The organism is Sphingopyxis sp. C-1 (assembly GCF_001047015.1).
Classification (GTDB): Bacteria; Pseudomonadota; Alphaproteobacteria; order Sphingomonadales; family Sphingomonadaceae; genus Sphingopyxis.
Window position 1 is genome coordinate 697,174 of record NZ_BBRO01000002.1, and the last position, 24,855, is coordinate 722,028.

The window sequence follows — 24,855 nt, forward strand, 5'->3', positions numbered from 1 at the left end:
GACAAACGTATAATCGATTTCCCGTCCCGACCGCTCAATATGGCCGGCGTCGGGTAGCCGGTAACGAGGCGCCCCGATCAAGCGAATATATAGTGAAATCCCGGCACCGCTCCCGCTGGCCGTGCCGGGCCGAGGACGCGGACGGACTCCACTCCCTCCCCCGCCCAGTCCGTCCGCGTCCCACTTCCGGCCCGACAGGCCCATACAAAGGGGTATGACGACGTGCAGCTTTCCACTTTCGAACAGGGCCTGTCGGACCGCCGGCAGTTTCTCGGCATCACCGGCGTTGCCGTGGCCGCGCAGATCGGACTGAGCCTTGCCAGCGCCGGTGCAGCGCCCGACCCGGCAAGTGCCCAGACCGCACCTTCGACCGGCCGGGGCTTCCCGCCGCTCAAATCGGTCGAGGCGGGTCTTCTCAACGTTTCCTACATCGACATGGGCCCTGCCAAGGGGCCGGTCGCGATCCTGCTCCACGGCTGGCCCTATGATATCCAAAGCTTTGCCAATGTCGCGCCACTGCTGGTTGCGAAGGGCTATCGCGTCCTCATCCCCTATCTGCGCGGCTATGGCCCGACGCGTTTCCTCTCGGGCGACAGCCTTCGCAACGGTCAGCCGGCGGCGCTCGCACAGGACCTGATCGATTTCATGGACGCGCTGAAGATCAAGCGCGCCGTTCTCGCAGGCTTCGACTGGGGCGCGCGCACCGCCGATATCGTCGCCGCCATCTGGCCCGAACGCACCAGCGGTCTTGTTGCGGTAAGCGGTTATCTCGTCGCCGGACAGGAAGCGGGCAAGGCGCCGCTGCCGCCCGAGGCCGAACTGCAATGGTGGTATCAATTTTATTTCGCGACCGAGCGCGGCCGTCTCGGCTACGACAAGAACCGCAAGGATTTCAACCGGCTGATCTGGAAGCTCGCCTCGCCCCAATGGAATTTCGACGAAGCCACCTACGCCCGTAGCGCCGCGTCGTTCGACAATCCCGACCATGTCGACATCGTGATCCACAATTATCGCTGGCGGCTGGGCCTCGCCGACGGCGAAGCGCGCTATGCCGACCTCGACCGTCAGATCGCGGCCGCGCCGACGATTGGCGTTCCGACGATCACGATGGAAGGCGACGCGAATGGCGCGCCACACCCGCCGCCCGCCGCCTATCGCGCCAAGTTCACGGGCCGCTATGAGCATCGCGATATCGGCGGCGGCATCGGCCACAACCTGCCGCAGGAAGCCCCACAGGCGTTCGCGCAGGCAGTGCTGGACGTAGCGCGTGGCTGAGGTCGGCAGCGACCTGTTCGACCTGGCGCCGCCGACGCGGCAGCAACGGCACGACCTCGCCGCCGCGTTGACCGACGAGGAGCGCAGCCTCCTCCTCGAGCATGCGGAGGAGGCACCCTTTTGCGGCCTCTTCCTCTATGAAAAGCGCGAGGGCGTCTATTGCTGCCGCCTTTGCGGCCTGCCGCTGTTCCGCGCGGGCGCCAAGTTCGAAAGCGGCACCGGCTGGCCGAGCTTCACGACGCCGTTCCGCGCCGACCATCTGCAGACGATCGAAGACAGGCGCTATGGCATGGTTCGCGCCGAGATCGTCTGCGCGCGCTGCGGATCTCATCAGGGGCATGTCTTCCCCGACGGGCCGCCGCCGACGGGGCTGCGCTATTGCATCAACAGCGGCTCGCTCGAGTTCGTCGCCGTCGGCGAGACGCTTCCCGACCGGCTCGGCCGCGGCGCGCCCGAAGGGCTGGTCTGGCCGGGATAGCCGCCTCCTTCAAACAATCTCAAAGATGCTGTAGACCGGCCCCCCGGGCAGCCGGTGACCGATGCCGACCGCCATAATGCGGTTCAGCCATTCGTATCTCGGATCTGACGTCGAAAAGCGCGGGGCGATGCGAAAATAATAGTCGGCCGGATCGACCGGCTCGCCGCGCCCCAGCCGCGCGATGACGTCGGCCGGCCCGGTACGGATGCCCGTATATTCCATTGCGATCTCGGCGCCGTCTTCGGTGCGCAGCACCACCCGCGCGTCGAGCAGCACGGCCCCGTCGGCGCGCACAATCTGCCAGTCGGCACCGCCGGTCAGGACATCGCCCGACAGGCGTTCGCCCGCGAAGCGCCCTGCGACCATCTCGCCGACGCGCCGGTCGATTCCGGCTGGTCCACCGATCAGATGGATATGGTCGACGCCGACCTTGATCACGAACAGCGGGCGCCCGCGCAGATCGCCGAGCGCGGCAAAGGCTTCGTCGAAATCGTCCATATTGTCAGCTCCTGTCACGAATTTCGGGCCGCTGCCATCTCGGCGGCCAGCGTCGCGATGAGGTCCGCGGCGGGCATGGCGCGTGCCATCGGCGCCCCCTGCCCTGCCCATTGCGCACCAAAGCCATATTCGCCGCGCGACTTGGCCGCTGCGTGCAGCGCTTTGCCAAGGTCATAGGCGATCGGATAGGCCGGGATATGCGTCGCCGGAACATTGCCGTCGAGCGCAGCAAACCGGTTCGCCAATATGCGCGCCGGGCGCCCCGAAACGGCGCGCACCATCTTCGTATGCAGCGCGGCTTCGCTCGTCAGCGCGGCGCGATAGCCGGCATCGGCCAGACTTTCGTCGCAGGCGATAAAGGCGGTGCCGAGCTGCGCCGCCGCGGCACCCAAATCCAACGCGGCGGCGATGCCCGCGCCGTCCATGATACCGCCCGCCGCGATGACCGGAAGGTCGATCGCATCGACGAGCAGGCGCGTCAGTGCCATAGTGCCGAGCCGATCGTCGGGCGCGTCGGGATCGAAAACCCCGCGATGCCCGCCAGCCTCCCATCCCTGCGCCACGACGGCATCGACGCCCGCGGCCGATGCAATCCGCGCTTCGTCAAGGTTGGTCGCGGATGCAAGCAACAGGATGCCGGCGTCGCGCAGCGCCCGGATCGCGGATTCGGAAGGCAGGCCGAAATGAAAGCTGACGACGGCCGGCCGCTCGCCCAGAAGCATTTGGAGCATCGCCTCGTCGGCGACGAAGCTGCGATAGATTTCGCCCAGCGCGTCCGGTGCATCCACGCCAAACTCGGCGAACAGCGGTGCGAGACGGGCGATCCACGCGGCTTCGATCGCCGCATCGGCAACGGCGGGCGCGTGGCAGAAGAGATTGACGTTGAATGGCTTCGCGGCGCCCTCGCGTACCGCGGCAATCATCCCGCGCGCGCCATCGGCATCGGTCGCGCCGACCCCGATCGAGCCGAGCGCGCCCGCGTTGCTGACCGCCGCCGCCATGGCGGGCGAAGATACACCCGCCATCGGCGCCTGGATGATCGGCAATTCGATGCCGAGCATGCTGGTAAGATGGCGGGCGTTCATCATCGTCTCCAAGATTGAACGGTTCAGCCGGAGGTGGCCGCGAGCTTCTTGCGATACTCCTCGACGGGCATACCGCCCCAGCCCCAATCTTCCATCTCGACCTCCTGAAAGATAACCCATGTCCAGTCGAGCGGCTTTCCGAGCACGTCGAGCAGAACCTGGCTCATTCCCTTGTAGATTTCGGCTTTCTGTTCGGGGGTTACATGATCGACACCGGGCTCGGTGCCTTCACGGGTCAGTTGAACGGTCACGATAGGCATGGCTCGTCTCCTTGACAGACCGGATTAATGCCCGGCCGACTGGCCGCCATCGACGTGCAGGATCTCGCCCGTCACGAAGGCCGCATTTTCGAGGAAGAGAACGGCATCGACGATGTCCGACGTCTCGCCCATATGACCGACCGGGTGCAGCGCCGAGAGGAATTCATGCGTTTCCGGGGCGTGCATGGGGGTCTTGATGATGCCCGGCGATACTGCGTTCACGCGGATACCACGCTTCGCATATTCGATTGCGAGGCTCCGGGTCGCCGCATTGATGCCGCCCTTCGACAGCGAGGCGAGGACCGACGGGACGTTCGAATTGGCATGATCGACAAGGCTGGTCGTGATGCTGACGACATGCCCGCGCCCGACCGCTTCCATCGCCGCAACCGCGGCCTGCGTGATGTAGAAAAAGCCGTTGAGGTTGGTCGATACGACGCCGGCATATTGATCGGCGCTATAGCCGGTGAAGGGGCTCGCGACGAAGATGCCGGCGTTGTTGACCAGCGTGTCGACGCGGCCAAAATGTTCGAGCGCGGCGGCGATCACGCGCGGGCCGGTTTCGGGGTCTCCGATATCGCCCGCGATCGCCAGCATGTCGGGATTGCTCGATGGCTGGATCGAACGCGAGGTCGCTACGACGCGATACCCACGGTCGAGATAGGCGTCGACGAGTGCGGCGCCGATACCCTGCGATGCGCCGGTAACGACGGCGACTTTCTGTGCATTGCTCATGACATTGAACCTTTGCTTATGGGAGGACGGGACGGGAAAGCTCGCCCGTGTGGCGCGCCATGCGCCGACGGGAGCAACGTAGGTCAGGCGCAATGCCGAGATAATTGATCTTCAGCGGAAGACATTCTCCCGCGTATCGGGATAATGATGTAACTAGAGCTCGCGCGCGTCGATCGCGAGTCTTGCGAAGGCGGCACGAAGCCGCGGGGTCGCGAAGTCGACGAAGGCGCGGACCTTGGGCACGGCCATCCGTCCGCCGGGCGCGAGCAGATGTACTGGCTGCGGTTCCGGCTCGGCTTCGGCCAGAACGATCGTGAGCAGCCCCTCCTTCACCTCGCGCGCGACATGATAGGAGTAGACGCGTGTCAGCCCGCGCCCACCCACCGCCGAGCCGACAGCCGCGCGCACCGTGTTCACGACCAGCCGCGGCGTAAAATGGACGGTACGCGCCGCCGGTCCGCTGCCGAAGCCCCACGCCTCGATCCCGAAATGCGTCAGCGAGACGATCTGGTGCCCCGCGATATCGGCAGGCTCTTCGATCGGCGGATGCTCGCTCAGATATCGCGGCGACGCGACGATCACGCGTCGTACCCCCTCGCCGACGCGCGTCGCGACGAGTGAAGAGTCCGGAAGCTGCCCGACGCGCAGCGCGACATCGACGCCTTCGTCGACCAGATTTACCGACCGGTCCACGAGCATCAGGCGCGCCGAAACCAGCGGATAGGCTCCCAGAAATTCGTCGAGGATCGGACGCAGCACCTCTTCGCCGCTGATCGGTGGCGCCGACAGCGTCAGCATCCCACGCGGCGCCGAACGTTCGCCGCCCGCGAGCAGGTCGGCTTCCTCGAGTTCGGCGAGGATGCGCCGACACGAGGCGGCATAACGTTGCCCCGCTTCGCTCAGCCGGATGCTTCGCGTCGTCCGGTGAAGCAGTTCGACGCCCAGATGCCCCTCGAGCGACGCGATCGCACGGCTGATCGCGGTTGGCGAACGACGCAAACGCCGCGCGGCGCCGACAAGGCTGCCCTCGTCGACCGCGGTGATAAAGATATTCATCAAGTCGATGCGATCCATGATCCGTCCGAAAATATGGTCCTGCGCTCATCATGTTAATGCAACCATCGAGAGCGATCGAGAATGGGCAAACGCGCGCCACCGATCGTCAGCCTTGAGACACCAAGTAGTTCCCCGATGTCATGCGTTGATGCGGCAATCGCCATTGCACGATAGTATCATTTGGCATTTTGAGGGCGTGCTGATCGACCAGAAATTATCTATGCAAACAAAAGCCCGCAGTTCGCCTTGCCGACGCGACTATTGCCGTTGGGATCGGCATCATCTGCTGCACCGATGGCCAACATTCTAAAGGCGACGATCCGCTGAACTCACCTCGCCGGATTGCAGAGCTCGAGCTTTCGGGGCTTATACGAAAGTATCGGTCGTCGACGAAGCGCTAGGCGCACGGCGGTGCGCGGAGTAGAAACTTGTGTGCGCCTGTCGAGGGAGCAATCATGAGCGACAAATCGCAGCAAGGCCTACTGAACCACCCGCAAGACGAAGAACATCCGCTCCCTAGCGGGCTGACGCCAAGTGCATTGATCGATCATATGCCCGGCTTGGCTGGTGTCTTGGCACCAGACGGCAGCGTTCTCCATCTCAATCGGGAATTGAGGGAGTATTTCGGCCGAACGCAAGAGGAGCTGGCAAACTGGGATTCCAATGGAATCATCCATCCTGACGACCTGCCCCATCTGACGGCGGCATTCGGCGCAGCCATAGTGGCCGGCAAACCCTATGATATCGAACAAAGGATGCGTCGTTTCGACGGCGAATATCGCTGGCTCAGCAACCGCGGACTGCCACTTCATGACGAGGGCGGACGGCTCGTGGGGTGGCAAGTCCTATTGACCGACATCCACGACCGCCGGGAAGCCGAAGCCGCGCTGGCAGACAGAGCCAAGAATCTGCGGCTCATCATCGACACGATCCCGGTTCTCGTATGGTCGGCGCGACCCGACGGAGCGGCCGAGTTTTTTAATCAACATTATCTCGACTATGTTGGTCGATCCCCTGCGGACCTCATCGAATGGCAGTGGATCGACCATGTTCATCCGGATGATTTCGAAGCTGTCTTGGCGACGTGGGAGGCATGCCGATCCTCCGGCCGAAGCGGCCAGATCGAAGCGCGCCTGATGCGTCACGACGGAATCTTCCGGTGGTTCCACTTCCAAAGCAGTCCATTGCATGATGAGCAAGGCAACGTCGTGCAATGGTACGGCGTCAAAACCGACATCGAAGATCGCAAGCGCGCGGAACAGGATCTCGCGCTGCGCGAGCACAAACTGCGAGAAGCGCATGATCACCTCAGCCAGGCTCAACGCCTCAGCCGCACCGGGAGTTTTACGACTGATGTAAAGGCGGATATCCACCGCTGGTCGGATGAACTCTATAACATTCTTGATCATCCGAGAGACGAGCCGCCAACATTTATCGCGTTTCGCGACCGAATACATCCCGATGATCTGGGAGTTTTCAACGCCGGTTTCGCGCGCTCGATGGCGAATAACAGCGAGTTTGACGAAGTTTTCAGGATCGTGACACCAAGCGGGGCCATTAAGCATCTTCATGCGATTGCCCATTTCATTCCGGATAATCCCGACAGTCCCGTGGTCGTCGGATCTATCCAGGACATCACCGAAAGGAAGCTCGTGGAGGAAGAGCTACGACGTAGCGAATATCTTCTCACGACCTCGGAACGAATCAGCCAAACCGGCTCGTTCGTCTGGGACGTTGATGCCGACGAAGTAATTTTCTCGGAACAGATGCGTCAGATATATGAATTTCCCAGCGATTTTGGGCTGGTCCGTCCCGATCTCCGTTCTTACTGTCATCCCGATGACCTCCCAATGGTCGACGAGAAAATTGCGCGGGTGTTCCGAGGCGAGGGGTATCCGGAAAATGAAGAGCGGCTGCTGATGCCCGACGGCCGGATCAAATTTCTCAGCACATCTTATCGCGTTGTAACGCATGAGGATGGACGCCGCGAATGTTACGGGGTCGCCCAAGATGTGACCCGCCGGCGGCTTGCCGAGAATTCGGTCGAGAGCCTGCGATCCGAGCTTGCGCACATCACCCGCGTATCGAGCCTTGGTGAACTGGCGGCCTCGATTGCACATGAGGTCAATCAGCCCTTGTCCGGGATCATAACCAATGCGAGCGCCTGTCTGCGTTTGCTCGCAGCTGACCCGCCGGACGTCGAGGGCGCCGCGAATACGGCAAATCGCACGATCCGCGACGGCAACAGGGCCGCCGAGGTATTGAAACGACTGCGAGGCCTGTTCGCGAGAAAGGACTTTACGGCCGAACCATTTAATCTCAACGACGCGACCGAGGAGGTAGTAGCCATCTGCCATCACGATTTGCAGCGACGCAGGATCGCACTCAGGATCAATTTGGACAGAAGTTTGCCAGAGGTGCTTGGCGACCGAATCCAGTTGCAGCAGGTTATCCTGAACCTGATCCTGAATGCAGCAGACGCAATCGACGTCGCCGACAACCTTCAGCGTCAAATTGTCATCGAGACCGTAAACTCTGATCGCGGTAACGCACAGCTCGCAGTTCGCGACACGGGGTGCGGCATTGCTGCAGAAGATCGATCCCGCGTCTTCGCATCCTTTTACACGACAAAGCCGCATGGCATGGGGATCGGTCTCTCCGTCAGCAAGTCCATTCTCGAGCGTCACGGTGGGAAGCTATGGGTCGACTTAAATGAGGGCCCTGGTGCTAGTTTTTGTTTTTCGGTTCCTTGCGCGCGTCCTGATGATGCCCCCTCGACGTTGGTCGAAACCGGGACCGACAGCGGATCGGAAGGACAACGTCCCCGATTGCAAGGCTAGCAACTGGTCGTGCGGCCTTCAGCGGGGATGTTCGTGCCTGGGACGAGCGACGCCTCCCCTGCAGCGAGGAACATCGCGGCGCCCACAATGTCCAGAAACAAGGCGACGGGGGCACTTCCCCCACATGATGGAGGGTTGGCCGGATCTCCGGCGTTTGCGCTCCCTGAAAGACGAGCGGGATCTTGGATGTCGCCTACGACCATGTAAAACATACATTTTCCTCTTCACTGACACCAAAGTATCAATAGACGCGCGGCCGAGATTGGCGCACCCTGCGGGACGGGAAGCAAGAGGCGCAAATGGAGAGCGCCATGCGGGCGTATCGCATTCAGATGCTTACCGGCTCGGTGACGGAAGCCGCCGGTGGATGGGCGAGTATGCGGGGCAATAACAAGGAACGTTCATGTCCGACGAAAAGATAATCGCGCTCGTGGACGATGATGAATCCGTTAGAGAATCCTTACCCGATCTACTCAGATCCTTCGGCTTTCGAGTGCAGGCGTTCGCTTCGGCCAACGCATTTCTGAGGGATGCCGAGATCGACTTGCTGGGATGCTTGGTCCTCGATGTGGCGATGCCCGGCATGACGGGGCCACAGCTTCAGCAGGAGTTGATCCGGCAAAAAAGAGCGGTTCCGATCGTGTTTATCACGGCGCACTCGGACGATGGCGCGTGGTCCGACCTGTTGAACAGCGGCGCGGTTGCCTGCCTCGTGAAGCCGTTCAGCGAGAGCGCGATCGTAGGGGCCATCCGTTCAGCTTTGGGGCGGGAGTCTTGATTTTCTGATGTAAGAGGAAGACCGCGATGTTAGTTTACAGCACTGCGACCAGATCTGGATGGAATCCGATGCAGGACATGGCGCCGACGGTGATCGTTGTGGACGATGATGTGTCGACCCGCGAGGGGCTCGAGGCACTGCTGAAGTCAGCGGGCTGGGCCGTTGAAAGCTTTGAGACCGCGGCGGCATTCCTTGCCCGGGGGTTTCCTTCCACGCCTTCGTGCCTCATCCTTGACATCGGATTACCCGATCTCAACGGACTCGATCTTCAGGAGCAGATTGCCGATGGTCAGTCCCAAATGCCCATAATTTTCATTACCGGATGTGGCGACATTCCCACCACCGTGCGGGCCATGAAAGCGGGCGCTACGGAATTTCTCACCAAGCCGCTCGGCGAGGAGGCGCTTTTGCCAGCGGTCGAGCGAGCTCTCGCTCAAAGTCAGGTCGCCCTTGAGGAAAGCGCCGGCCTGACAGCTTTGCAGGCTAGATATGACACACTCAGCCCTCGCGAGCGACAGGTTCTCGCGCTGGTCGTATCCGGCCTTCTCAACAAGCAGGTTGGCTGGGAACTGGGAATCAGTGAGATTACGGTGAAGGCCCACCGCGGGCGAGTGATGGAGAAGATGCAGGCAAAATCCTTCGCTGCGCTTGTCAAGATGAGCGAGCGTCTGGGTCTCGCAGCCGCATCGCTTCACTGAGCGCAACACCCGACGCGACACTTTGGTATACGCCACACCTAGGTTCAATTGCGGTCGGCCTCACCATCCAGTCCAATCGCCTCCGACCAAAGGAGGACCGCGATATGTTGGCTCATAGCCTGACTTCTGACGCAGCCGCCCCACCCTGCTCGCTGCATCTCGTCGAAGAGATCAATCACCGGGTGATCAACGAATATTCCGAAGCCATTTCGATGCTGTCGTTCGCCGCGGCCCGCGCTGAGGATGAGAGCAGCCGGAAAAGTCTCACGTGCGTCGCCGAACGCCTGCGCGATCATGCTGCTTCGCACCGCGCGCTGCTGCCACCTTTCGCGCACGGCAGGGCCAATCTCGCAGAATATCTGCGCCACATCTGCCAAAGTTTCGCGAAGGCCTCGCTCAACGAAAGAGGGGTGGGCCTTGTTCTCAAGGCCGACGACATTTTCCTGGCGTCGGAGAGATGCTGGCGCATCGGCCTGATCATTGCTGAACTGGTCCGGAACGCCGCGCGTCACGGGCTGAAGGGCCGCAGCGGCATGATCCTCGTTCGCATCCGTGAGTGCGGCGATCACATCGATGCCATGGTTTGTGAAGACGGTGTCGCCGCGACTTGCAGGGTGCCGGGCCGCGGGCAGAAATTGGTTCGCGCGCTGATCGCCGATCTCGAGGGTAGCGTAGAATGGATGTTCACGCCCGGAGGAAGCCATGCCCGGGTGCAAATCCCTTGCGCCGAGGAATTGCGGATTGCGCGGTCGGCCACTCGCGACGCGGAGCAGTGATACGAACGTATAGGCGATACGTTCGTCCAGTTTCGCCGGAGGCGCCGCCTCCACAATCTATATGGCGGGCGCCGTTGCCCGATCATGGAGCGAGACTAGGACATGGCCCAGCAAATCCGTATCGATGAAATTACACCCGGCTATTGGCGCGCGGCGATCTCGAACCCGCCCATCAATCTTGTCGATCTCGACACGATCGAGGAATTGTCGAACATCGTCGGACGCCTCGAGGCCGACCCCACGATCAAGGTGATCGTCTTCGCCAGCGAGGACCCGGATTTCTTCCTCGCGCATTATGACGTGCTCGTCGACAAGGCGAGAACGGCGGCAATGCCCAAGGGCCCCACGGGCATGCACCCCTGGCTCGACGTTCTCGCGCGCCTCGCCCGTGCGCCGGTCGTCTCGATTGCTTCCTTGCGCGGACGCGCGCGCGGTGCGGGGAGCGAATTTGCACTCGCGTGCGACCTCCGTTTTGCCAGCGCTGAAAAGGCCATCCTTGGCCAGTTCGAGGTCGGTGTCGGGGCGGTTCCGGGCGCCAACCCGATGGCGCGGCTCGGTGGATTGGCCGGCCGAGGAAGAGCACTTGAGATCGTGCTGGGCGCCGACGATTTTACCGGCGATCTCGCCGAGCGTTACGGGTACGTCAATCGCGCGCTGCCCAACGACGAGCTCGACGATTTTGTGGATCGTTTCGCTCGCCGGATTGCCGGTTTCGAGAAATATGCGATCGCGCAGACCAAAGGGCTCGTCGATCAGGTAACCTTGCCGGACGATGCGCTGTTTCCGCCAGCGCTCGACCAGTTCTTCATATCGACCGCGCGGCCCGAAACGCGCGCGCGCATGGCCCGACTTCTTGATCGCGGGCTTCAGATGCGCTCCGAGATCGAGTTCGAACTCGGGCGTCACGTGGCCGACCCGGCCCATTGAAGCGAAGCGATGCGTAAAGGCACTTGCAAGGAATGCGGCCCACAGCGGCCGGCCACGCAGCGATGGAGCTAGAGGCAATACCTTCGTATCAATAGCGCCGGCACCGCGCGGCAGGCATAAGGATCGCACGCTGAGGCCATTTCAGGGTGGGCGGGAGAAACATGCGGCCTGTATCGGGTAACCCCCCGTTTTCGATGCGTACCGCAATTTGCGGCGCCATGCTCGCGACCGGAATGTTTGGACAAGCGCTCCCGGCGGTGGCCCAAATTGTCGATCCGGACGAAATCATCGTCACTGCCCGCAAGCGTGAGGAGGCCGCCCTGCGGGTACCTGTCGTAGCCGCAGTGCTGCCGGCGGACGAACTGAGCAGCAGCCAAGCCACCGACCTTTATGACATCGCCGCCTTCACGCCGGGACTGGTACTTGGCGCAGCACCGCTGGAGGTGGGTACCGAAGTATCGCTCCGCGGCATCGGCTCGAGCCCACTCGATCCCGGGGTCGACCAATCGGTCGCGCTCAATCTCGACGGACTGGCACTGGGACAGGGCGCCGCCTATTCGATCGGTATTTTCGACATGGAACGGGTCGAAATTCTCAAGGGTCCCCAGCCCCTCTTCTTCGGTAAGAACAGCCCGGGCGGCGTCATAGCCATCCGAACGGCCGATCCAGGCGATCGCACCGAGATCGTCGGAAGCGCGGCGTACGAAGCCGAGGCGCGCGAATGGCAGGCGCGCCTCATTCTCTCGGGGCCGGTCACCGAGACTTTGGGACTGCGGCTTTCTTCACAATACGCCTCGAGCGATGGCTATTTCCGCAACACCGCTACCGCGATCCCCGAAAGTGGCGCGATGCAGCCCGACAATCGCTTTGGCAAGAGCCACGCACTTTATCTGCGCCTGACCGCTCTATTTGACCCGAGCCCCGATTTCACCGCGCGGCTCAAGCTGAACACCACCCACGACCGTCGCCTCGGCGGCTTGCAGGAGCAGCTCGTCCGTTGCCCAGACGGGACAATCAACTATCTGCCTTCGATAGGCATCGACCTGCCGTCGCAATATAGCGCGAACGAGGATTGCAGGGCCGATCGCAACCTCAATATCGTCGATGTCGATCCGAATGCCTTCCGCGTGCCCAATGAAGGCGTAAACTTCACCGAAACCGACCAGCACTTCGGCACGCTGGAAATGAACTGGGCTCTCTCGCCGCGATTCATGCTGACCTCGCTGACCGGCTATTACCGGATCAGGGTCGATGCGCTTCAGAATGGCTCGTGGGCAGGAGGGGCGATGGCGCCGCTTGCGATCACGAAAGAATTTCGGCGGCGCGAAGCGACCCAGGAGCTGCGTCTCGTCACCGATCTTGGGGGTGATATTGATTTTTCCGGGGGCGTCTTTTTTCAGGACGCCAATATCACGAACGATATCGGATTCTTCGGCAACGCTCGTTATGGTCTCCCACGCGTTGCGCTGCAAGGCTCGCACGATGTCGACATTCGCTCGCTCGCGCTGTTCGCGCAAGCCCGGTTCCGCCCGGCACCCGAGGTCGAGATTGCGGGCGGCATGCGCTGGACAGACGAGAAGCGTAGTGACGCTCCGGTCACCTATGACGTTCTTGGTGTCGTGACTGGCGTTGAAGGCGAACCGATCAGGCCGCAGCTTCCCCGCCTGCACTCGCGCAACTGGTCGCCCGAGCTGACGATCAGCTGGTATCCGAACCCCGAACTGACATTCTTCGGTGCGTTCAAGCAGGGATATAAATCGGGTTCCTACAACATCAATCAGGCGCTCAACCCGGGTGACGACAATTCATTTGGTGACGAACGGGCACGCGGAGGTGAAGTCGGCATCAAGGGTTATGCCGGCGCCCGGCAACTCTATTTTGATATTGCCGGCTACTATTACCGATATGATGGGTTGCAAGCAGGCATTATCCGGATCACCGACGCCGGCGTACCCGGGCTCGCGACCGTCAATGCAGGCGCGGCGAAAGTCTATGGCATCGACCTCACGCTGCGCTATCGCCCGCGCGGCGTTCCCGGCCTAAGTTTCACCAGCGCGCTGAACTGGAACCGGGGCATCTTTACGCGCTTCACCAACGCAGACTGTAAGCCCGGTCAGACGGTTAGCCAGGGCTGCAACCTGCTGCCGACCCCCGTAATTGATCCGGCCGAACTTGCGGCCGGCTACTTCAGCATAGACCCTGTGCTGGGCACGCCCGTCCGTTACAATGGGCAGGATTTGTCAGGCACGCCCCTCCACCGCGCACCGCGTTGGCAGGCCACCGTTCGCGCCGATTTTGTGCGACCCGTCGGCGGCAACCTCGAACTGGGAATGGGCGCGCGGCTCCAATATTCATCGCGCTACGTCGTTGATCTCGGCAACCGCGATAATGGCTTTCAAAGCGCATTCGCCAAGATCGGCGCCGATATCAGACTCAAAGCGCGAGACGATCGATGGGAGCTTGCGCTTATCGGTAACAACCTGACCGATCGTCTCACCACCGGCGGCTGTCTCAATATCAACTACCCAGGCGGCGGCGGTGTTTTCCCCGGCATTGTCACAGGGGCGCCCATCAAAGGGCCTGCTGGATCGGGAGAGACAGTCTGCGGCTTTGAGCGCGGGCGCGAGTTCTGGTTGCGGTTCACCGTTCGACCTTTCGGCCGGTGAGCAAAGCCGCCCACCTGACTGCGGAGCCTTAGCGCTATTCCGATACTATCGTCCGATTTCCTGGTGCCCCGCGACGTGACAGATTGACGCCATGCACTGAAGCCGAAGGAGGCACGACATGAAAATTCTGATGGTGTTCACCTCGCACGACATTTTGGGCAACACGGGCCGTAAGACGGGATTCTGGCTCGAGGAGGGCGCGGCGCCTTATTACGTATTCCGCGACGCCGGCGTTGAACTCACGCTGGCCTCGCCCAAGGGCGGCCAGCCTCCGGTCGATCCGAAAAGCGACCTCCCCGAAAATCAGACCGAAGCAATGGCACGCTTCAAGCAGGATCTCAAGGCGCAGAAGGTTTTCGCCACCACGCAAAAGCTCTCGGATATGCGCGCGGAAGATTTCGACGCAATTTTCTATCCCGGTGGCCACGGCCCTATGTGGGACCTTGTCGACAACCCCGACTCGATCGCGCTCATCGAGGCATTTTACAACAGCGGAAAACCGGTTGCGGCGGTCTGTCATGCGCCTGCGGTTCTTCACCGAGCGACATACAAGGGCGACCCCATCGTGAAGGGAAAGCGCGTCACCGGCTTCACAAATGCCGAAGAGGAGGAAGTGCAGCTCACCGACGTCGTGCCCTTCCTTGTCGAGGACGAGCTCAAGCGGCTTGGCGGTCTCTTCGAGAAAGTTCCAAACTGGGGGAGCTTCGCAATTACCGACGGTCTTCTGATCACCGGGCAGAATCCCGCTTCATCGACTGCGGGAGCCGAAGCGCTTCTAGCGTTGCTGGCGGCACCGAAGCCGGCAGAGAAGCAGAGCGCTGCCTGAGTCCGATCCTTCCGCCCCTGCAGCATGCGGTGTCGCAGTGCCGCGGGTCACCCCTCACGAGCTTGAGACATGGCTCCGCCAAGTCTCGGGCCTGAAGCCCCGGAGTTTTCCTCATGGAAATGAAGCTCGAAGTCGTCGTGATTCCTGTTTCGGATGTCGATCGTGCGAAGCAATTCTATACCCGCATGGGATGGAGTCTCGACATCGACTATTCTTCAGACGAAGATTACCGCATCGTTCAGTTCACCCCGCCCGGATCGGGATGCTCGATCATCTTTGGCAAGGGAATTACAACGGCCGAGCCGGGTTCGGTGCAGGGGCTGCACCTAATCGTTTCGGATCTCGTCGCGGTCCGCGACCGATTGATTGCGGACGGAATCGGCGTCGGCGAACTTTTTCATGACGAGGGCGGCGTTTTCCATCATATCGATGCGGACAAGCTCGCCCGCGGCCCCAATCCCGAGCGCAAAAGCTATGCAAGCTACGCTTCCTTCAACGATCCTGATGGCAATCGCTGGGTATTTCAGGAAGTCACGGCGCGGCTATCGGCTGACTTGCAAGGGGGAGACACGAGGTTTACGAAGCCGCTTGTCGACTGGCTGACGGCCACCTGAAGTATTTCATGCTCTTAGCGAATGACAGCTTTTGGGTGCATGTTTCCGAGAGCTGAGCGGCGGGCATGAGGCGCATTGCCGCCGAGACACGGTACTGTCATTTTAGGTCCAAACCGCCACGCCGATGAGCGTCAAGAACGCACCAAACATCAATCCGCCCGTGCCCGCCCATGTCACCCACCAGTTCTGTTGGTCGTTCGAGCGCTTCTGCTTGATCATGCCCTCGACCCGGCCGAGCGAGCGCGCCAGCGCGTCGCACGCCTCCACGAGGATCTTGCGGTCATCAGCTCGGTAGGTGATCAATCCTTCGTGCATTTCCGTAGCAATCGTCAGCGGCGTGAGCAGCATCGCCGGGTGTTCGTTGATGCTTTCTACGTGCTTTTCCAACTGGCCGAGCCGCGTTTCCATGTCGCGCAGCGTTGGCGAGTAATCGGGGAGCTTGTCCTTGGCCGAGGTCAGGCCTTCGATCGCGGTGCGCTGAAGAGATATCTCGCGGCGCAGATCCTCGAAGGCGGTGGCGGCATCGGCGGGCTGCCGGGCTGTGCGAGCTGGTTTCTGGGTCATGGATGCAGCCTACATCCCTATGCCCATGCCGCGTCCACGGCCTAGACTTAGCTGGAGATCCTGAGACAGTGTTTTCGTGCTCATAACGTCCAGCCCGAGCTGCGCACGCCGGTTCTGAAGCAGCGACTCGAGCTGCGGGTCGCGGTGAAGGCTCTTCGCCATGTCGCTCAGATTGGCACGCGCCGCGTCGCGCGCCGCATAGGTCGGGGCGTCCTTCACGCGCGCGCTCTCCTTCTTCCAGGTCGCAACGAACAGATCGGCCTGCTTCTCGGTATCGGCGGCAAGCCTGACGCGATCGCGCGTAGTGCGTTCGGCCGCTGCTCGCTCGGCAGCGCGTGCCGCGTCCTGGCGATCCATCGCCGCCATCGCGCCATCAGTCCGACCCTCCGCCGCGTCCTTCGTCAGCTGGTAGCTCTTTCCGAAAGCCTCACGCAGATCGTTCGCGGCGCCGGGACGCAGCGCATCGAGTTCCCGCCGGGCCGTGCGATAGGCATCGAGTTCGTGCGGCAGTTCCTTCCCGCCAGCGCGCCGGACATCGACGATCTGCTTCGTGATGCCCGCGAATCGCTCAACGGCCTTGTCGAGCGGCGAACGCGACGGCTCGGCATCGAGCAACCGGGCGCTCACGCGGACCTCCGCAAGCTTGACTGGGCGCCGCCGTTCGGTTGTCACCGCGGCGGGCGTCTCGCGCGCGATGGAAAGTTTCAGCCCGTGGAACATGCCGCGCTTGGGCTCGGTCGACTTCGCGGGTGTCGGTGCCCGATAGTCGCTCGCCATGTCCTTGCCGCGCTCGCGCGAGGCAGCGCGCACGAGCCTGTTCCGGGTCGCAAAATCGTCGCGGCCGTAATATAGATCGACCTGCTCGCGATGCCTGGACAGCGCGACGTAAGTCGAGTGGCTGTCTACCCCCGGCGTCGCGAGCACCTGCACGCGGTCGACGGTCATGCCCTGCGCCTTGTGGATCGTCGCGGCATAACCATGATCGACATGGGCATAGTCCTTCAGGTCGAAGGCGATGCTACGTCCGTCGTCGAGCATCACCGCCATGCGCATGCGGTCGACATTCTGCACCGTGCCGAGCGAGCCATTCTTCACGCCGATGCTCCGCTCGTTCCTGAGGAACATGACGCGGTCGTTCTCGGCGAACATCCGCTCGCCGCGTTCGACGGTGATAGCAACCTCGGCCCCGAGCGCGCCGTTCGCCTTCAGCCGGTCGCGCACTTCCTCATTGAGCGCCCGCACCTCGTCATTGGTGTGGGTCAGGATGATCCGGCTAGCATCCGGATAGTGCCGGCGATCACGATCCCAGGCATCGACCAGCCCGGCGCGCGCCGCCTCGCGGGTTTCGGCCGTATGCACAAATCCAGCCTCCGCATAGCGACCGATCGCCTGGCCCGTGCGCCCGTTCGCAAGCTCACGCGTTGCTTCGCGCTGCCAGTCCTCCTGCTGGCGGCGGATGTCCATGATCTCGACAGCGCCGTGACGTTCGGCTGCAGCGCGGAACGCGGCACCCGCTTCGATCGCCTGAAGCTGCTGCGGATCGCCGACCAGGACGACCTTGGCGCCCTGACGCTCCGCTTCGGACACGACGCGTTCGAGCTGGCGCGTCCCCACCATCCCCGCCTCGTCGATGACGAGGACATGCTTGTCGGTTAGACGCTCCCGATCATTGGCCCATTGATGTTCAAGGCTCGCGAGCGTGCGCGATGCGATACCGGAGCCATGCTCGAGACCCTCCGCCGCAATGCCCGACAGCGCGGCACCCTGTACCTGATAGCCAGCCGCTTCCCATGCCTCGCGGGCAACGCCGAGCATCGCGCTCTTGCCGGTCCCAGCATAGCCGATGACATTGCTGACTCCGCGCGCGCTGGTGACATGCTCGAGCGCGCCGCGTTGCTCGGCGGAAAGGTCAAGGCCGCGCGCTGACGCGCCGGCCAGCGCCCGTTCGCGGTGACGGTCGGCGACAGCGTGATTACGACGCGCGTCGAGCGTGGCGGTGGCGTGCTTGAGCCGCTGCTCGGTCTCGATCATTGATTTGGACGTGAACCGATCGTCGCCGCGTCCATCCCTGCCAAGCGCGATGAGATCGGGCGACGATTTGACTGCCGACATGACGGCGTCGAACTGCTCCTTGCCGTCGCTGTGGCGGTGCACGAACATCGCAAGATCGCGGTTGGTGAACGTTGCCTGGCGATGCGTGATCGCGTCGAACGCGATGCCGGGATTGGCGATGATCTTCTCACCATTTGTGCGCGCGATCTCGATATGCTCGGCGAGCCGATCAGCCTCCAGCCCTTCGGCCGCCATGCGCGAGGCCGCCGGGCCTATCTTGTGCTGTGGCTCGAGGTCGATGCCCTGCGCTTCCAAGGTCCGATGATCGACGCGCGCATCAATGTCGATCGCGGCAAGCCGCTCGTTGACATGCTCTGCCCAGGCTTCGCGCCAATGCGTCAAAAGCTCGGTGCGGTTCCAGTCGCGCACCTTGGCGCCGAACTCGGCGCTTCCATCCTCACCGATCTTGATCTCGCGCATCGTCAGCATGACATGGGCGTGCGGCTTGGCGAGCACGTCGGCGCCGATGTCCCAATGCACATTTAGATCGGCGACCATCCCGCGATCGACGAACTCGGCTTGCACGAAATCACGGGCGAGCGCGATGCCCTGTTCTTGGGTCATCTCTCTGGGAATCGCAAACTCGATCTCGCGGGAAAGCTGCGCGTCCCTGCGAAGCTCGGCCGCCTCGACATCGTTCCAGAGCCGTTCCCTATCGCGCCACTGCTCGTCAGCGCCCTCGGGCAGCAGCACCTCGCTGTGGACGACACCCGCCTTGTTCGAGAAGTCATGGCTGCGACCGAGCCGCTCATCGTGCAGCCGGTCGGCCGAGCGATAGGCGGCGGCGGCGACCGCGCTGCTGCCGCCGGCGCGGGAAATCACTTTTGCCGAGAAATGATAGATCGCCATGAGGGCTATTCATTTAGGGCAAAACGAGCACGTCGGCACGACGTATAAGCGCGCCCTCACACGATTTCATCGCGCTCGGGATCAGGTCATCTCACGGAATTCCAGGACCTTGCGGGGCCGTGAGACTCGGCATAGCTGGTTCGTCCGATCCCATGAACATGGAAGGACAAACGATGCGTAAACCCCGCGATTTTGATGCCGAACTCCAGGCACTGACCGACAAGGCGAAGGCGCTCAAGACGAGGAAGCAGGGCCAGTTCGGCGAGTTGGTCATAGCAACGGGTGCCGACGCCCTGTCTATCGAGCAGTTGGCAGGTGCGCTGCTCGATGCCGTGGGCACCGACGCGGCGCAGAAGGAGGCGTGGCGCAAGAGCGGCGCGGCCTTCTTTCGCGGAGACGGCGCCCGCGCTCGCAAAGGCCCTGGCCGGAACGCGGGCAGCGCATCGGCGAGCGGTGCAGGCCCGCAACCGCCTGCAGGCGAAGCGGGCACGGCATGACACGCGCGAGTGGCAGGTGAAACGACGCGAACGCACCCGCCAGCTGATCGAGCTTGGCGGCCTGATCGCCAAGGCGGATCTGATCGAGCTCACCGGCGACGATCGCGCCGTCATTCTCGGACTGCTCGTCGCTGCCGCCGCGACGCTGCGCGGCGAAGCGCGCGAACAGCACATGCTACTCTGGCGCCGCCGGGGGCGGCGCGCGTTCGCGGCCGCTCCGTTGGACAATGCAATCAGTGCCGGGTGAAGTGAATCATCGACCAATTATAGCCAAGCGCGCGAACGCGCGCTTCGAGCTCGTTCAGAAGCGCCGCGCCAGGCTTGGCGTTGCGCGTGAGAACCCAAAGATAGCGCCCCGACGGCTCGCCGACGATCGACCATTCATAATTGTCGCCATGGTCGAGCACCCAGTAGTTGCCGTAGAAGGGACGGAAGAAGGACACCTTCAACTTGGCGTTCGTCGCCTTGTCCTCGATCCTGGCCTTACCGACGGATTTGCGCAGCTTGCCATTGGGGCCACGCTTGCGACCCTGGTTGACGACGCAAACAGTGCCGTCGCGGTTCAGCGAATAATCCGCAGTTACGGCTTCCAGGCCCTCCTCGAACGATGCGTCGTAACGATATTGCTCGTACCAGCGACCCATATATCGGTGGAGGTCGACCGCCTTCGCGGGGTCGGGGACCGAGTAGTTCCCGACCGGTCCGGGGCGCGGATAATATTTCCAGAGGAGGTAGGCGAACGGCGCGGCGACGGCTGCCGCCGCACCGGCGGCAAGAACGGGCTTCTTCATGGATACTCCGTGGAAAATTGGTCCACGGTCTTACGCGCGAAACCGAGGTTCGTTGCCACGCCGACGGCGCGACTACGGAGGACTATTTCGCTTTTGCGCGTCCGCGCGGGGCAGGCTTGCGGCCGCTGCCGCGGCCCTTGGTGCCAAGGCCGATCTGCTTGGCAAGTTCGCGGCGCTTCTCGGCATAATTGGGCGCGACCATCGGATAATCCTTCGGCAGGTTCCACTTCGCGCGATAGTCATCGGGCGTCATGCCGAACTTCGTCATCAGATAGCGGCGCATCATGGTGAGCTTCTTGCCGTCTTCAAGACAGACGATGTAATCCGGCTTCACCGACGAACGAACTGACACGGCGGGCTGCTGCGGTTCGGGTTCCGGCTCGGCGTTCGCGGAAAGACCAGCGAGCGCTTCGTGCACCGACCGGATGACCAACGGAATGTCGGAAATCGCCACGCTGTTGTTGCTGACGTGGGCTGCGACAATATCAGCGGTCAGCGTGACTAGCGTTTCATGATCTTCCAAATCGATATCCTTCTCTATTCGGCGGCGCGGTTCGCGCTGCCGAGCGCCGCGATATGATCGCGGCAAATTTTTCCGACGAGGCCTTCGAGCACGGCGACGCGCTCACCGATCCAAGCCAATTCCTCGGCGCTGATCTTGTAGTGCGGCGAGTAGCGTGCGTTGACATAGGCGAGCCGCAAAAGCTCGAAGCAACGGCGACTGAACTTGTCGTCGCGCGGCCATGCTTCAACCAATTCAGGCGCAATCTGCTCGCATTGCGACCGAAGGAAATTAAGCCGGTGCGATTTGGGACTGTAGAGAGACAGCACGAGGAGCGCGCAATGATAGAAGCGCTCCGTGGCCTGATGGAATAGAAACGCCGCTTCCTTGTTTCGGGCCTTCGATAGAGCGTAGGCTGCCGTGTCGCGAAATCCCGACGCAGTACCGAACCATTCTTCAAAGTGCTTTTCTGCTTCAACCAGCGCTTCGTCGGCAGGCAGATTGCGCGGTTGTGCAAACTCATATCCCTCGGCCTCGTAGAGCGCGATGCCCTGCTCGACGATATCGACAAAGAAGGGACGCCCGCGCTCAAGCTGCGCGTTCACATCTTTCAGAGAGTGAACGATGAAGCTGACCGGCGCGGTCAGCGTGTGGTTGATCGTGACCTCGCGCATGAGGCGGTCTTCGGCCGCCGACCAATGTTCGAACTCGGTCAGCCGTTCGTTGTTCACGACGACGAGGATGTCATAGTCCGACTGGTAGCCGCCGACGGGATCATCGACCCAGTCGCCGCGCGCATAGCTGCCGTAGATAACGATCTTGAAAATGCGGCCCTTGCGGTTCCAGTCCGAGTTGCCGCGCGCATGCGCGATTTCGAATTCCTCGAACAGGATGCGCACGACATCGGCAAGCTCGCGCTGCTTGGATTGCGGGAGATGATCGAGACCTGTTCGCATCCTTTTCACCCTGTAAGGCGGCGGGCCGGATGGCAAGCGCCATCCGGCCCGCCGCCGATCAAAGCCATGGCCAAACCAGATGCGGGAAGCGCGCATGGAGGCAGCGCGACCACATGCCAAGCGCGCAGGCGAAGTCGTGGGTGACCTCATCAACGGTGATACCGTGGCGCGACGCCAGCTCCTCGTAAGGCGTTTCATCGAAGCGGATCGACAGGAAGATATCCCCCTGACGCGCGGTCATCTTGCCGAGCGCGATCACCATGCGGCGTTCGGCGTCCTCGATGGTGACGGTCGAAAGATCGCGGCGCCTCATTGTCCCGCTCCTGCGAAGGCAAGCAGATAATCGCTAGCCTTGCTCGCCTGACTGGCGGCGCGGAAGATCGCCTTTTCGTCGCCGCGCAATACCGACAGCCACGACGCGATATAATCGGAATGACGAACGGTCGGCGCGATGCCGAGCGACGCACAGGTGAACGCCGACGCCATCTCGGCGACAAGTTCCTCCTTCGCGTAGCTGTCCGATCCGAACCCGCCCTTCTGGTCGCGGTCCAGACGGCTGCCGTGACCGGTCCAATGACCAAGCTCATGCAGCGCCGTCCGATACCAGTTGATCGGCTCATGAAACGCTGCCTGCGGCGGCACAGCCACAAAATCATGGCTCGGGCTGTAAAAGGCGTCACCGCCGCCAATCTGGAAGCGCGCGCCGGTCGCGGCGATCAGCGCATCGGCCGCGCCGACGGCAATCACCGGATCGGGACTGACCATCGGCGTGATATAGGCCTCGGGCAGTCCCTCACATTGATCAACATTGAACACGACGAAGCGCTTGAGGAACGCCACCTGCCGCGCCTCGCGTTCGTCGCCGCGCGCGGCTTCGGCTTCCGCCTTGGGCGTGAAGCGATCGGCATAGCAGATGACCGTGCCCTTCTCGCCGCGCCGGACATTGCCGCCTGCGGCTTCGGCCTGCCGGTAAGTTAGCCAGCGCTGCGACGCATAGCCCTTGGCGACAACCTCGGCCCACAGGATCAGGACATTAATGCCGGTATAGCGCCGCGCGGTTCCGGCATTTTGCGGCATGGTGCATCCACATGCCGCGCTGTCCCAAGGCTGCACCCATGGCAGCCGCCCTTCTTCGAGCTCCACGATGATCCGGTTGGTGACCTCCGAATAGAGGCTCGCCCGTTCGATTCTTTCCTTGCGCATATCCTTGCTCCTTCCAGCCACCGCACCCCGGCCCGGAAGGGGGCGGAGGTGGGCGGCAGGAAGGAGCCGGCAGACCCGCATCATCGGGCGGGCTGCATCCGAAGGACCGGAACGAAGAGGAGGACCCGCAGGGTTGCGGCCCGACCGGGCGGGGCTAAGGCGAGTGACGCCCACCTCCGTCCCCGCAGCGCCGGGACATCTACGCCGCCGCAACGCGGCGACCGAATGCGCGCCAGCGGCGCCCTCGTCCCACGCGAATCAGATCATCCCCGCGCCGGTTACGGCGCGACATTTTGAGCGCGGCCGTCGCCGACGGCCTCATTTCCCTTCGGGCGGCGTCATCCGCGAGACGCTGTGAGAAAAAAAGTTCGAGCTACGCCAATACAGCCCGCGAACCTCCACGGACGCCCATGGATGCCCACGGCTCTACGCCATCTTGCGATAACAAAAAGGGCGGGTTTCTGCGGCGTTGACGAACGAAGCCCCGATCCCCTTCTATGATCTCCCGTCGCAATATGATCCCCCGACATATGGAGAATAATCGCATGGCATATCAATCTCCCCTCCGTCTCATGCGGCTTACCGAAGTCCTCGATCTCACCGGGCTCAGCCGCGCCACCCTCTATCGCAAGATCTCCGCCGGGACCTTTCCGCCGCAGCATAAGCTCGCCGAGCGCTGCTGCGGCTGGCGCGCGGGCGAAGTCGAGCTCTGGCTCCGTGATCCCGTCTCGTTCACGCTCGCCGACCTCGAGCGCTATCGCAACGCTGCCTGAAGGCCAAGCATGGCAAAGCCCCGCGCCGCATATTTTCGGCGCGGGGTGGAAGCCTGCCTCAGTCGGCGGGGTTCCAGATCAGCGCGTAACCGTCCTCGCCGTCCTGCCCGGCCGCGCGGCCGAGGTTCGCATAGAGGCGGCGCGGTCCGAACTCGGGCGCCGCGAGGCTCAGCGAAACATAGGGTTCGCCCGAAACTTGTCCGACGCGGATCCAGCCGGCACCGATCTCGACGCCTTCGGACCAGACCCGGTAGTCGGGCTGGACGTCGCCGCTCTTCGAGCGGTTGGTCCGGATTTCGATCGCTGCGCGGATCGAGAGGGTCTTGAGTTGGCCCACGAAACCCGTTTCGATGGTGCCGTTCACAAAGCCGATAGCTGCCATTGGTCGTCTCCTTGAAGTACCGCGGGACCATCCCTGCGGCATGGGGCGGACCAGGAACCGGCGCGTAAGGCGTGCCGGGAACCCGAAGGGCCGAAGCGAAGCGGAGGAGTGCGGCGGCGCGATTATTTGAAGCGAAGCGGCCGCGAGGAGCGTGCGCAGCACGCGGGGAAATAATCGCGCCGCCGCGCTTTCGCGGGACGCCGCGCCGGTTCAGGTCACATCGCCCGTCGCCGGGATGGTTCTGCAGAACAGGTGGAGCGTGCCCGCGCTATCCGCGTGAACGATCAAACGAAACTTGAGTGAGAAATGCGATCTAACCGCGAACTGTGGCTACGATCAGAGCGGCCGCGCCCGAGTGGCAGTCCGTCTTCCTATCGGCTTATACCGCGCGGCAAGAAAACCATGTCCAAGGCATGCGATTTGGCGTTTTCGTACAATCCCTGGGTCAGAAACGATATTATCGGGCTCGCCAACTTCCGTCCGGGCTTGGCGATTAGCGACCCCGGCAAGTCAGGATGGAGGGGCGAAGGATGCAGCATCCTCGTATGGGCGGCGCGAAGGCAACTTCGCGTCGCCTCTTTCTTTGGCTGAACCGCGGGCCGTCGCCGCTTGCGGCGGCGGCGCGCCCAAGTCATGAGCGCCGCGCCGGCCAACAAGGCCGGCGCGTCATTTTGCGCCCGCAGAAAAATAAGGCGGGCGACCAAAGCCGCCCGC

Annotated in this window: 26 protein-coding genes; 13 read left to right on the top strand and 13 right to left on the bottom strand. The window is 62.5% G+C overall.

Features of this window, described 5'->3' with window-relative positions; genetic code table 11:
* Positions 1 to 222 precede the first annotated feature (222 nt).
* Both SC1_RS17865 and msrB read left to right on the top strand, forming a co-directional pair.
* Positions 223 to 1,275, top strand: coding sequence for an alpha/beta fold hydrolase (locus SC1_RS17865; RefSeq protein ID WP_238586770.1), 1,053 nt, complete (start codon positions 223 to 225; stop codon positions 1,273 to 1,275).
* Complete coding sequence (gene msrB, locus SC1_RS17870; RefSeq protein ID WP_062185626.1) at positions 1,268 to 1,753, top strand: peptide-methionine (R)-S-oxide reductase MsrB; 486 nt, start codon at positions 1,268 to 1,270, stop codon at positions 1,751 to 1,753. The genes SC1_RS17865 and msrB overlap by 8 nt, the downstream gene beginning before the upstream one ends.
* A 9-nt stretch (positions 1,754 to 1,762) precedes the next feature.
* Here msrB and SC1_RS17875 read toward each other — a convergent pair whose 3' ends face one another.
* The 5 genes from SC1_RS17875 to SC1_RS17895 all read right to left on the bottom strand — a co-directional run bounded on the left by SC1_RS17875 (position 1,763) and on the right by SC1_RS17895 (position 5,405).
* Positions 1,763 to 2,251, bottom strand: a complete 489-nt coding sequence (locus SC1_RS17875; protein ID WP_062185628.1) for a DUF3237 domain-containing protein — start codon at positions 2,249 to 2,251, stop codon at positions 1,763 to 1,765.
* Positions 2,252 to 2,265: 14 nt separating this feature from the next.
* Positions 2,266 to 3,336 (bottom strand): nitronate monooxygenase family protein, encoded by a 1,071-nt coding sequence (locus SC1_RS17880; RefSeq protein ID WP_062186941.1) that lies wholly within the window; start codon positions 3,334 to 3,336, stop codon positions 2,266 to 2,268.
* A gap of 23 nt (positions 3,337 to 3,359) precedes the next feature.
* Complete coding sequence (locus tag SC1_RS17885; RefSeq protein ID WP_062185630.1) at positions 3,360 to 3,596, bottom strand: 4-oxalocrotonate tautomerase family protein; 237 nt, start codon at positions 3,594 to 3,596, stop codon at positions 3,360 to 3,362.
* Positions 3,597 to 3,620: 24 nt separating this feature from the next.
* Positions 3,621 to 4,331, bottom strand: coding sequence for an SDR family NAD(P)-dependent oxidoreductase (locus SC1_RS17890; RefSeq protein ID WP_062185632.1), 711 nt, complete (start codon positions 4,329 to 4,331; stop codon positions 3,621 to 3,623).
* A 153-nt stretch (positions 4,332 to 4,484) separates the two neighbouring features.
* Entirely contained in the window at positions 4,485 to 5,405 is a 921-nt protein-coding gene (locus SC1_RS17895; RefSeq protein ID WP_062185634.1) for a LysR family transcriptional regulator, read from the bottom strand.
* A 437-nt stretch (positions 5,406 to 5,842) separates the two neighbouring features.
* Between SC1_RS17895 and SC1_RS17905 the strand changes: the two genes are divergently transcribed.
* The 8 genes from SC1_RS17905 to SC1_RS17945 all read left to right on the top strand — a co-directional run bounded on the left by SC1_RS17905 (position 5,843) and on the right by SC1_RS17945 (position 15,512).
* Positions 5,843 to 8,227 carry a PAS domain-containing sensor histidine kinase gene (locus SC1_RS17905; protein ID WP_083435980.1) on the top strand — a complete coding sequence of 795 codons (2,385 nt, stop codon included), beginning with the start codon at positions 5,843 to 5,845 and terminating at the stop codon, positions 8,225 to 8,227.
* Between the two features lie 403 nt (positions 8,228 to 8,630).
* Positions 8,631 to 9,005 (top strand): response regulator transcription factor, encoded by a 375-nt coding sequence (locus tag SC1_RS17915; protein WP_062185642.1) that lies wholly within the window; start codon positions 8,631 to 8,633, stop codon positions 9,003 to 9,005.
* A 26-nt stretch (positions 9,006 to 9,031) separates the two neighbouring features.
* Positions 9,032 to 9,703 (top strand): response regulator transcription factor, encoded by a 672-nt coding sequence (locus tag SC1_RS17920; RefSeq protein WP_152682489.1) that lies wholly within the window; start codon positions 9,032 to 9,034, stop codon positions 9,701 to 9,703.
* A gap of 104 nt (positions 9,704 to 9,807) precedes the next feature.
* A complete protein-coding gene (locus SC1_RS17925; RefSeq protein ID WP_083435981.1) occupies positions 9,808 to 10,479 on the top strand; it encodes a histidine kinase dimerization/phosphoacceptor domain -containing protein in 672 nt (223 codons plus the stop codon).
* 102 nt (positions 10,480 to 10,581) lie between these two features.
* Positions 10,582 to 11,406 (top strand): enoyl-CoA hydratase/isomerase family protein, encoded by an 825-nt coding sequence (locus tag SC1_RS17930; protein WP_062185646.1) that lies wholly within the window; start codon positions 10,582 to 10,584, stop codon positions 11,404 to 11,406.
* Between the two features lie 257 nt (positions 11,407 to 11,663).
* Positions 11,664 to 14,072 carry a TonB-dependent receptor gene (locus SC1_RS17935; RefSeq protein WP_193749218.1) on the top strand — a complete coding sequence of 803 codons (2,409 nt, stop codon included), beginning with the start codon at positions 11,664 to 11,666 and terminating at the stop codon, positions 14,070 to 14,072.
* A 118-nt stretch (positions 14,073 to 14,190) separates the two neighbouring features.
* Positions 14,191 to 14,898, top strand: a complete 708-nt coding sequence (locus tag SC1_RS17940; protein WP_062185650.1) for a type 1 glutamine amidotransferase domain-containing protein — start codon at positions 14,191 to 14,193, stop codon at positions 14,896 to 14,898.
* A 113-nt stretch (positions 14,899 to 15,011) separates the two neighbouring features.
* A complete protein-coding gene (locus SC1_RS17945; protein ID WP_062185652.1) occupies positions 15,012 to 15,512 on the top strand; it encodes a VOC family protein in 501 nt (166 codons plus the stop codon).
* A 102-nt stretch (positions 15,513 to 15,614) separates the two neighbouring features.
* Here the strand turns inward: SC1_RS17945 and SC1_RS17950 are convergent, their stop codons facing one another.
* On the bottom strand, positions 15,615 to 16,076 hold the full coding sequence (locus tag SC1_RS17950) for a hypothetical protein (protein WP_062185654.1): 462 nt from the start codon (positions 16,074 to 16,076) through the stop codon (positions 15,615 to 15,617).
* Positions 16,077 to 16,085: 9 nt separating this feature from the next.
* Complete coding sequence (gene traA / locus SC1_RS17955) at positions 16,086 to 19,037, bottom strand: Ti-type conjugative transfer relaxase TraA (RefSeq protein WP_062185656.1); 2,952 nt, start codon at positions 19,035 to 19,037, stop codon at positions 16,086 to 16,088.
* Between the two features lie 173 nt (positions 19,038 to 19,210).
* Between traA and SC1_RS17960 the strand changes: the two genes are divergently transcribed.
* A complete protein-coding gene (locus tag SC1_RS17960; protein ID WP_152682490.1) occupies positions 19,211 to 19,534 on the top strand; it encodes a conjugal transfer protein TraD in 324 nt (107 codons plus the stop codon).
* Positions 19,535 to 19,550: 16 nt separating this feature from the next.
* A complete protein-coding gene (locus SC1_RS17965; protein ID WP_062185658.1) occupies positions 19,551 to 19,781 on the top strand; it encodes a conjugal transfer protein TraD in 231 nt (76 codons plus the stop codon).
* On the opposite strand, the gene SC1_RS17970 is transcribed toward SC1_RS17965, so the two are convergent.
* From SC1_RS17970 to SC1_RS17990, 5 genes are all read right to left on the bottom strand, one after another.
* Positions 19,768 to 20,325: a lipocalin family protein gene (locus SC1_RS17970; protein ID WP_062185659.1), complete on the bottom strand. Its 558-nt coding sequence runs from the start codon at positions 20,323 to 20,325 to the stop codon at positions 19,768 to 19,770. The genes SC1_RS17965 and SC1_RS17970 overlap by 14 nt on opposite strands.
* An 82-nt stretch (positions 20,326 to 20,407) precedes the next feature.
* Positions 20,408 to 20,848, bottom strand: a complete 441-nt coding sequence (locus SC1_RS17975; RefSeq protein WP_370568755.1) for a MucR family transcriptional regulator — start codon at positions 20,846 to 20,848, stop codon at positions 20,408 to 20,410.
* Positions 20,849 to 20,862: 14 nt separating this feature from the next.
* Entirely contained in the window at positions 20,863 to 21,783 is a 921-nt protein-coding gene (locus tag SC1_RS17980) for a nucleotidyltransferase and HEPN domain-containing protein (protein WP_062185661.1), read from the bottom strand.
* A gap of 58 nt (positions 21,784 to 21,841) precedes the next feature.
* Complete coding sequence (locus tag SC1_RS17985; RefSeq protein ID WP_062185663.1) at positions 21,842 to 22,096, bottom strand: hypothetical protein; 255 nt, start codon at positions 22,094 to 22,096, stop codon at positions 21,842 to 21,844.
* Positions 22,093 to 22,986, bottom strand: coding sequence for an ArdC family protein (locus SC1_RS17990; RefSeq protein WP_062185666.1), 894 nt, complete (start codon positions 22,984 to 22,986; stop codon positions 22,093 to 22,095). Before SC1_RS17990 ends, SC1_RS17985 begins: the two co-directional genes overlap by 4 nt.
* A 545-nt stretch (positions 22,987 to 23,531) precedes the next feature.
* Between SC1_RS17990 and SC1_RS17995 the strand changes: the two genes are divergently transcribed.
* Entirely contained in the window at positions 23,532 to 23,759 is a 228-nt protein-coding gene (locus SC1_RS17995) for an AlpA family transcriptional regulator (protein WP_062186950.1), read from the top strand.
* Between the two features lie 58 nt (positions 23,760 to 23,817).
* On the opposite strand, the gene SC1_RS18000 is transcribed toward SC1_RS17995, so the two are convergent.
* A complete protein-coding gene (locus SC1_RS18000) occupies positions 23,818 to 24,141 on the bottom strand; it encodes a DUF736 family protein (RefSeq protein WP_062185668.1) in 324 nt (107 codons plus the stop codon).
* Positions 24,142 to 24,855 lie beyond the last annotated feature (714 nt).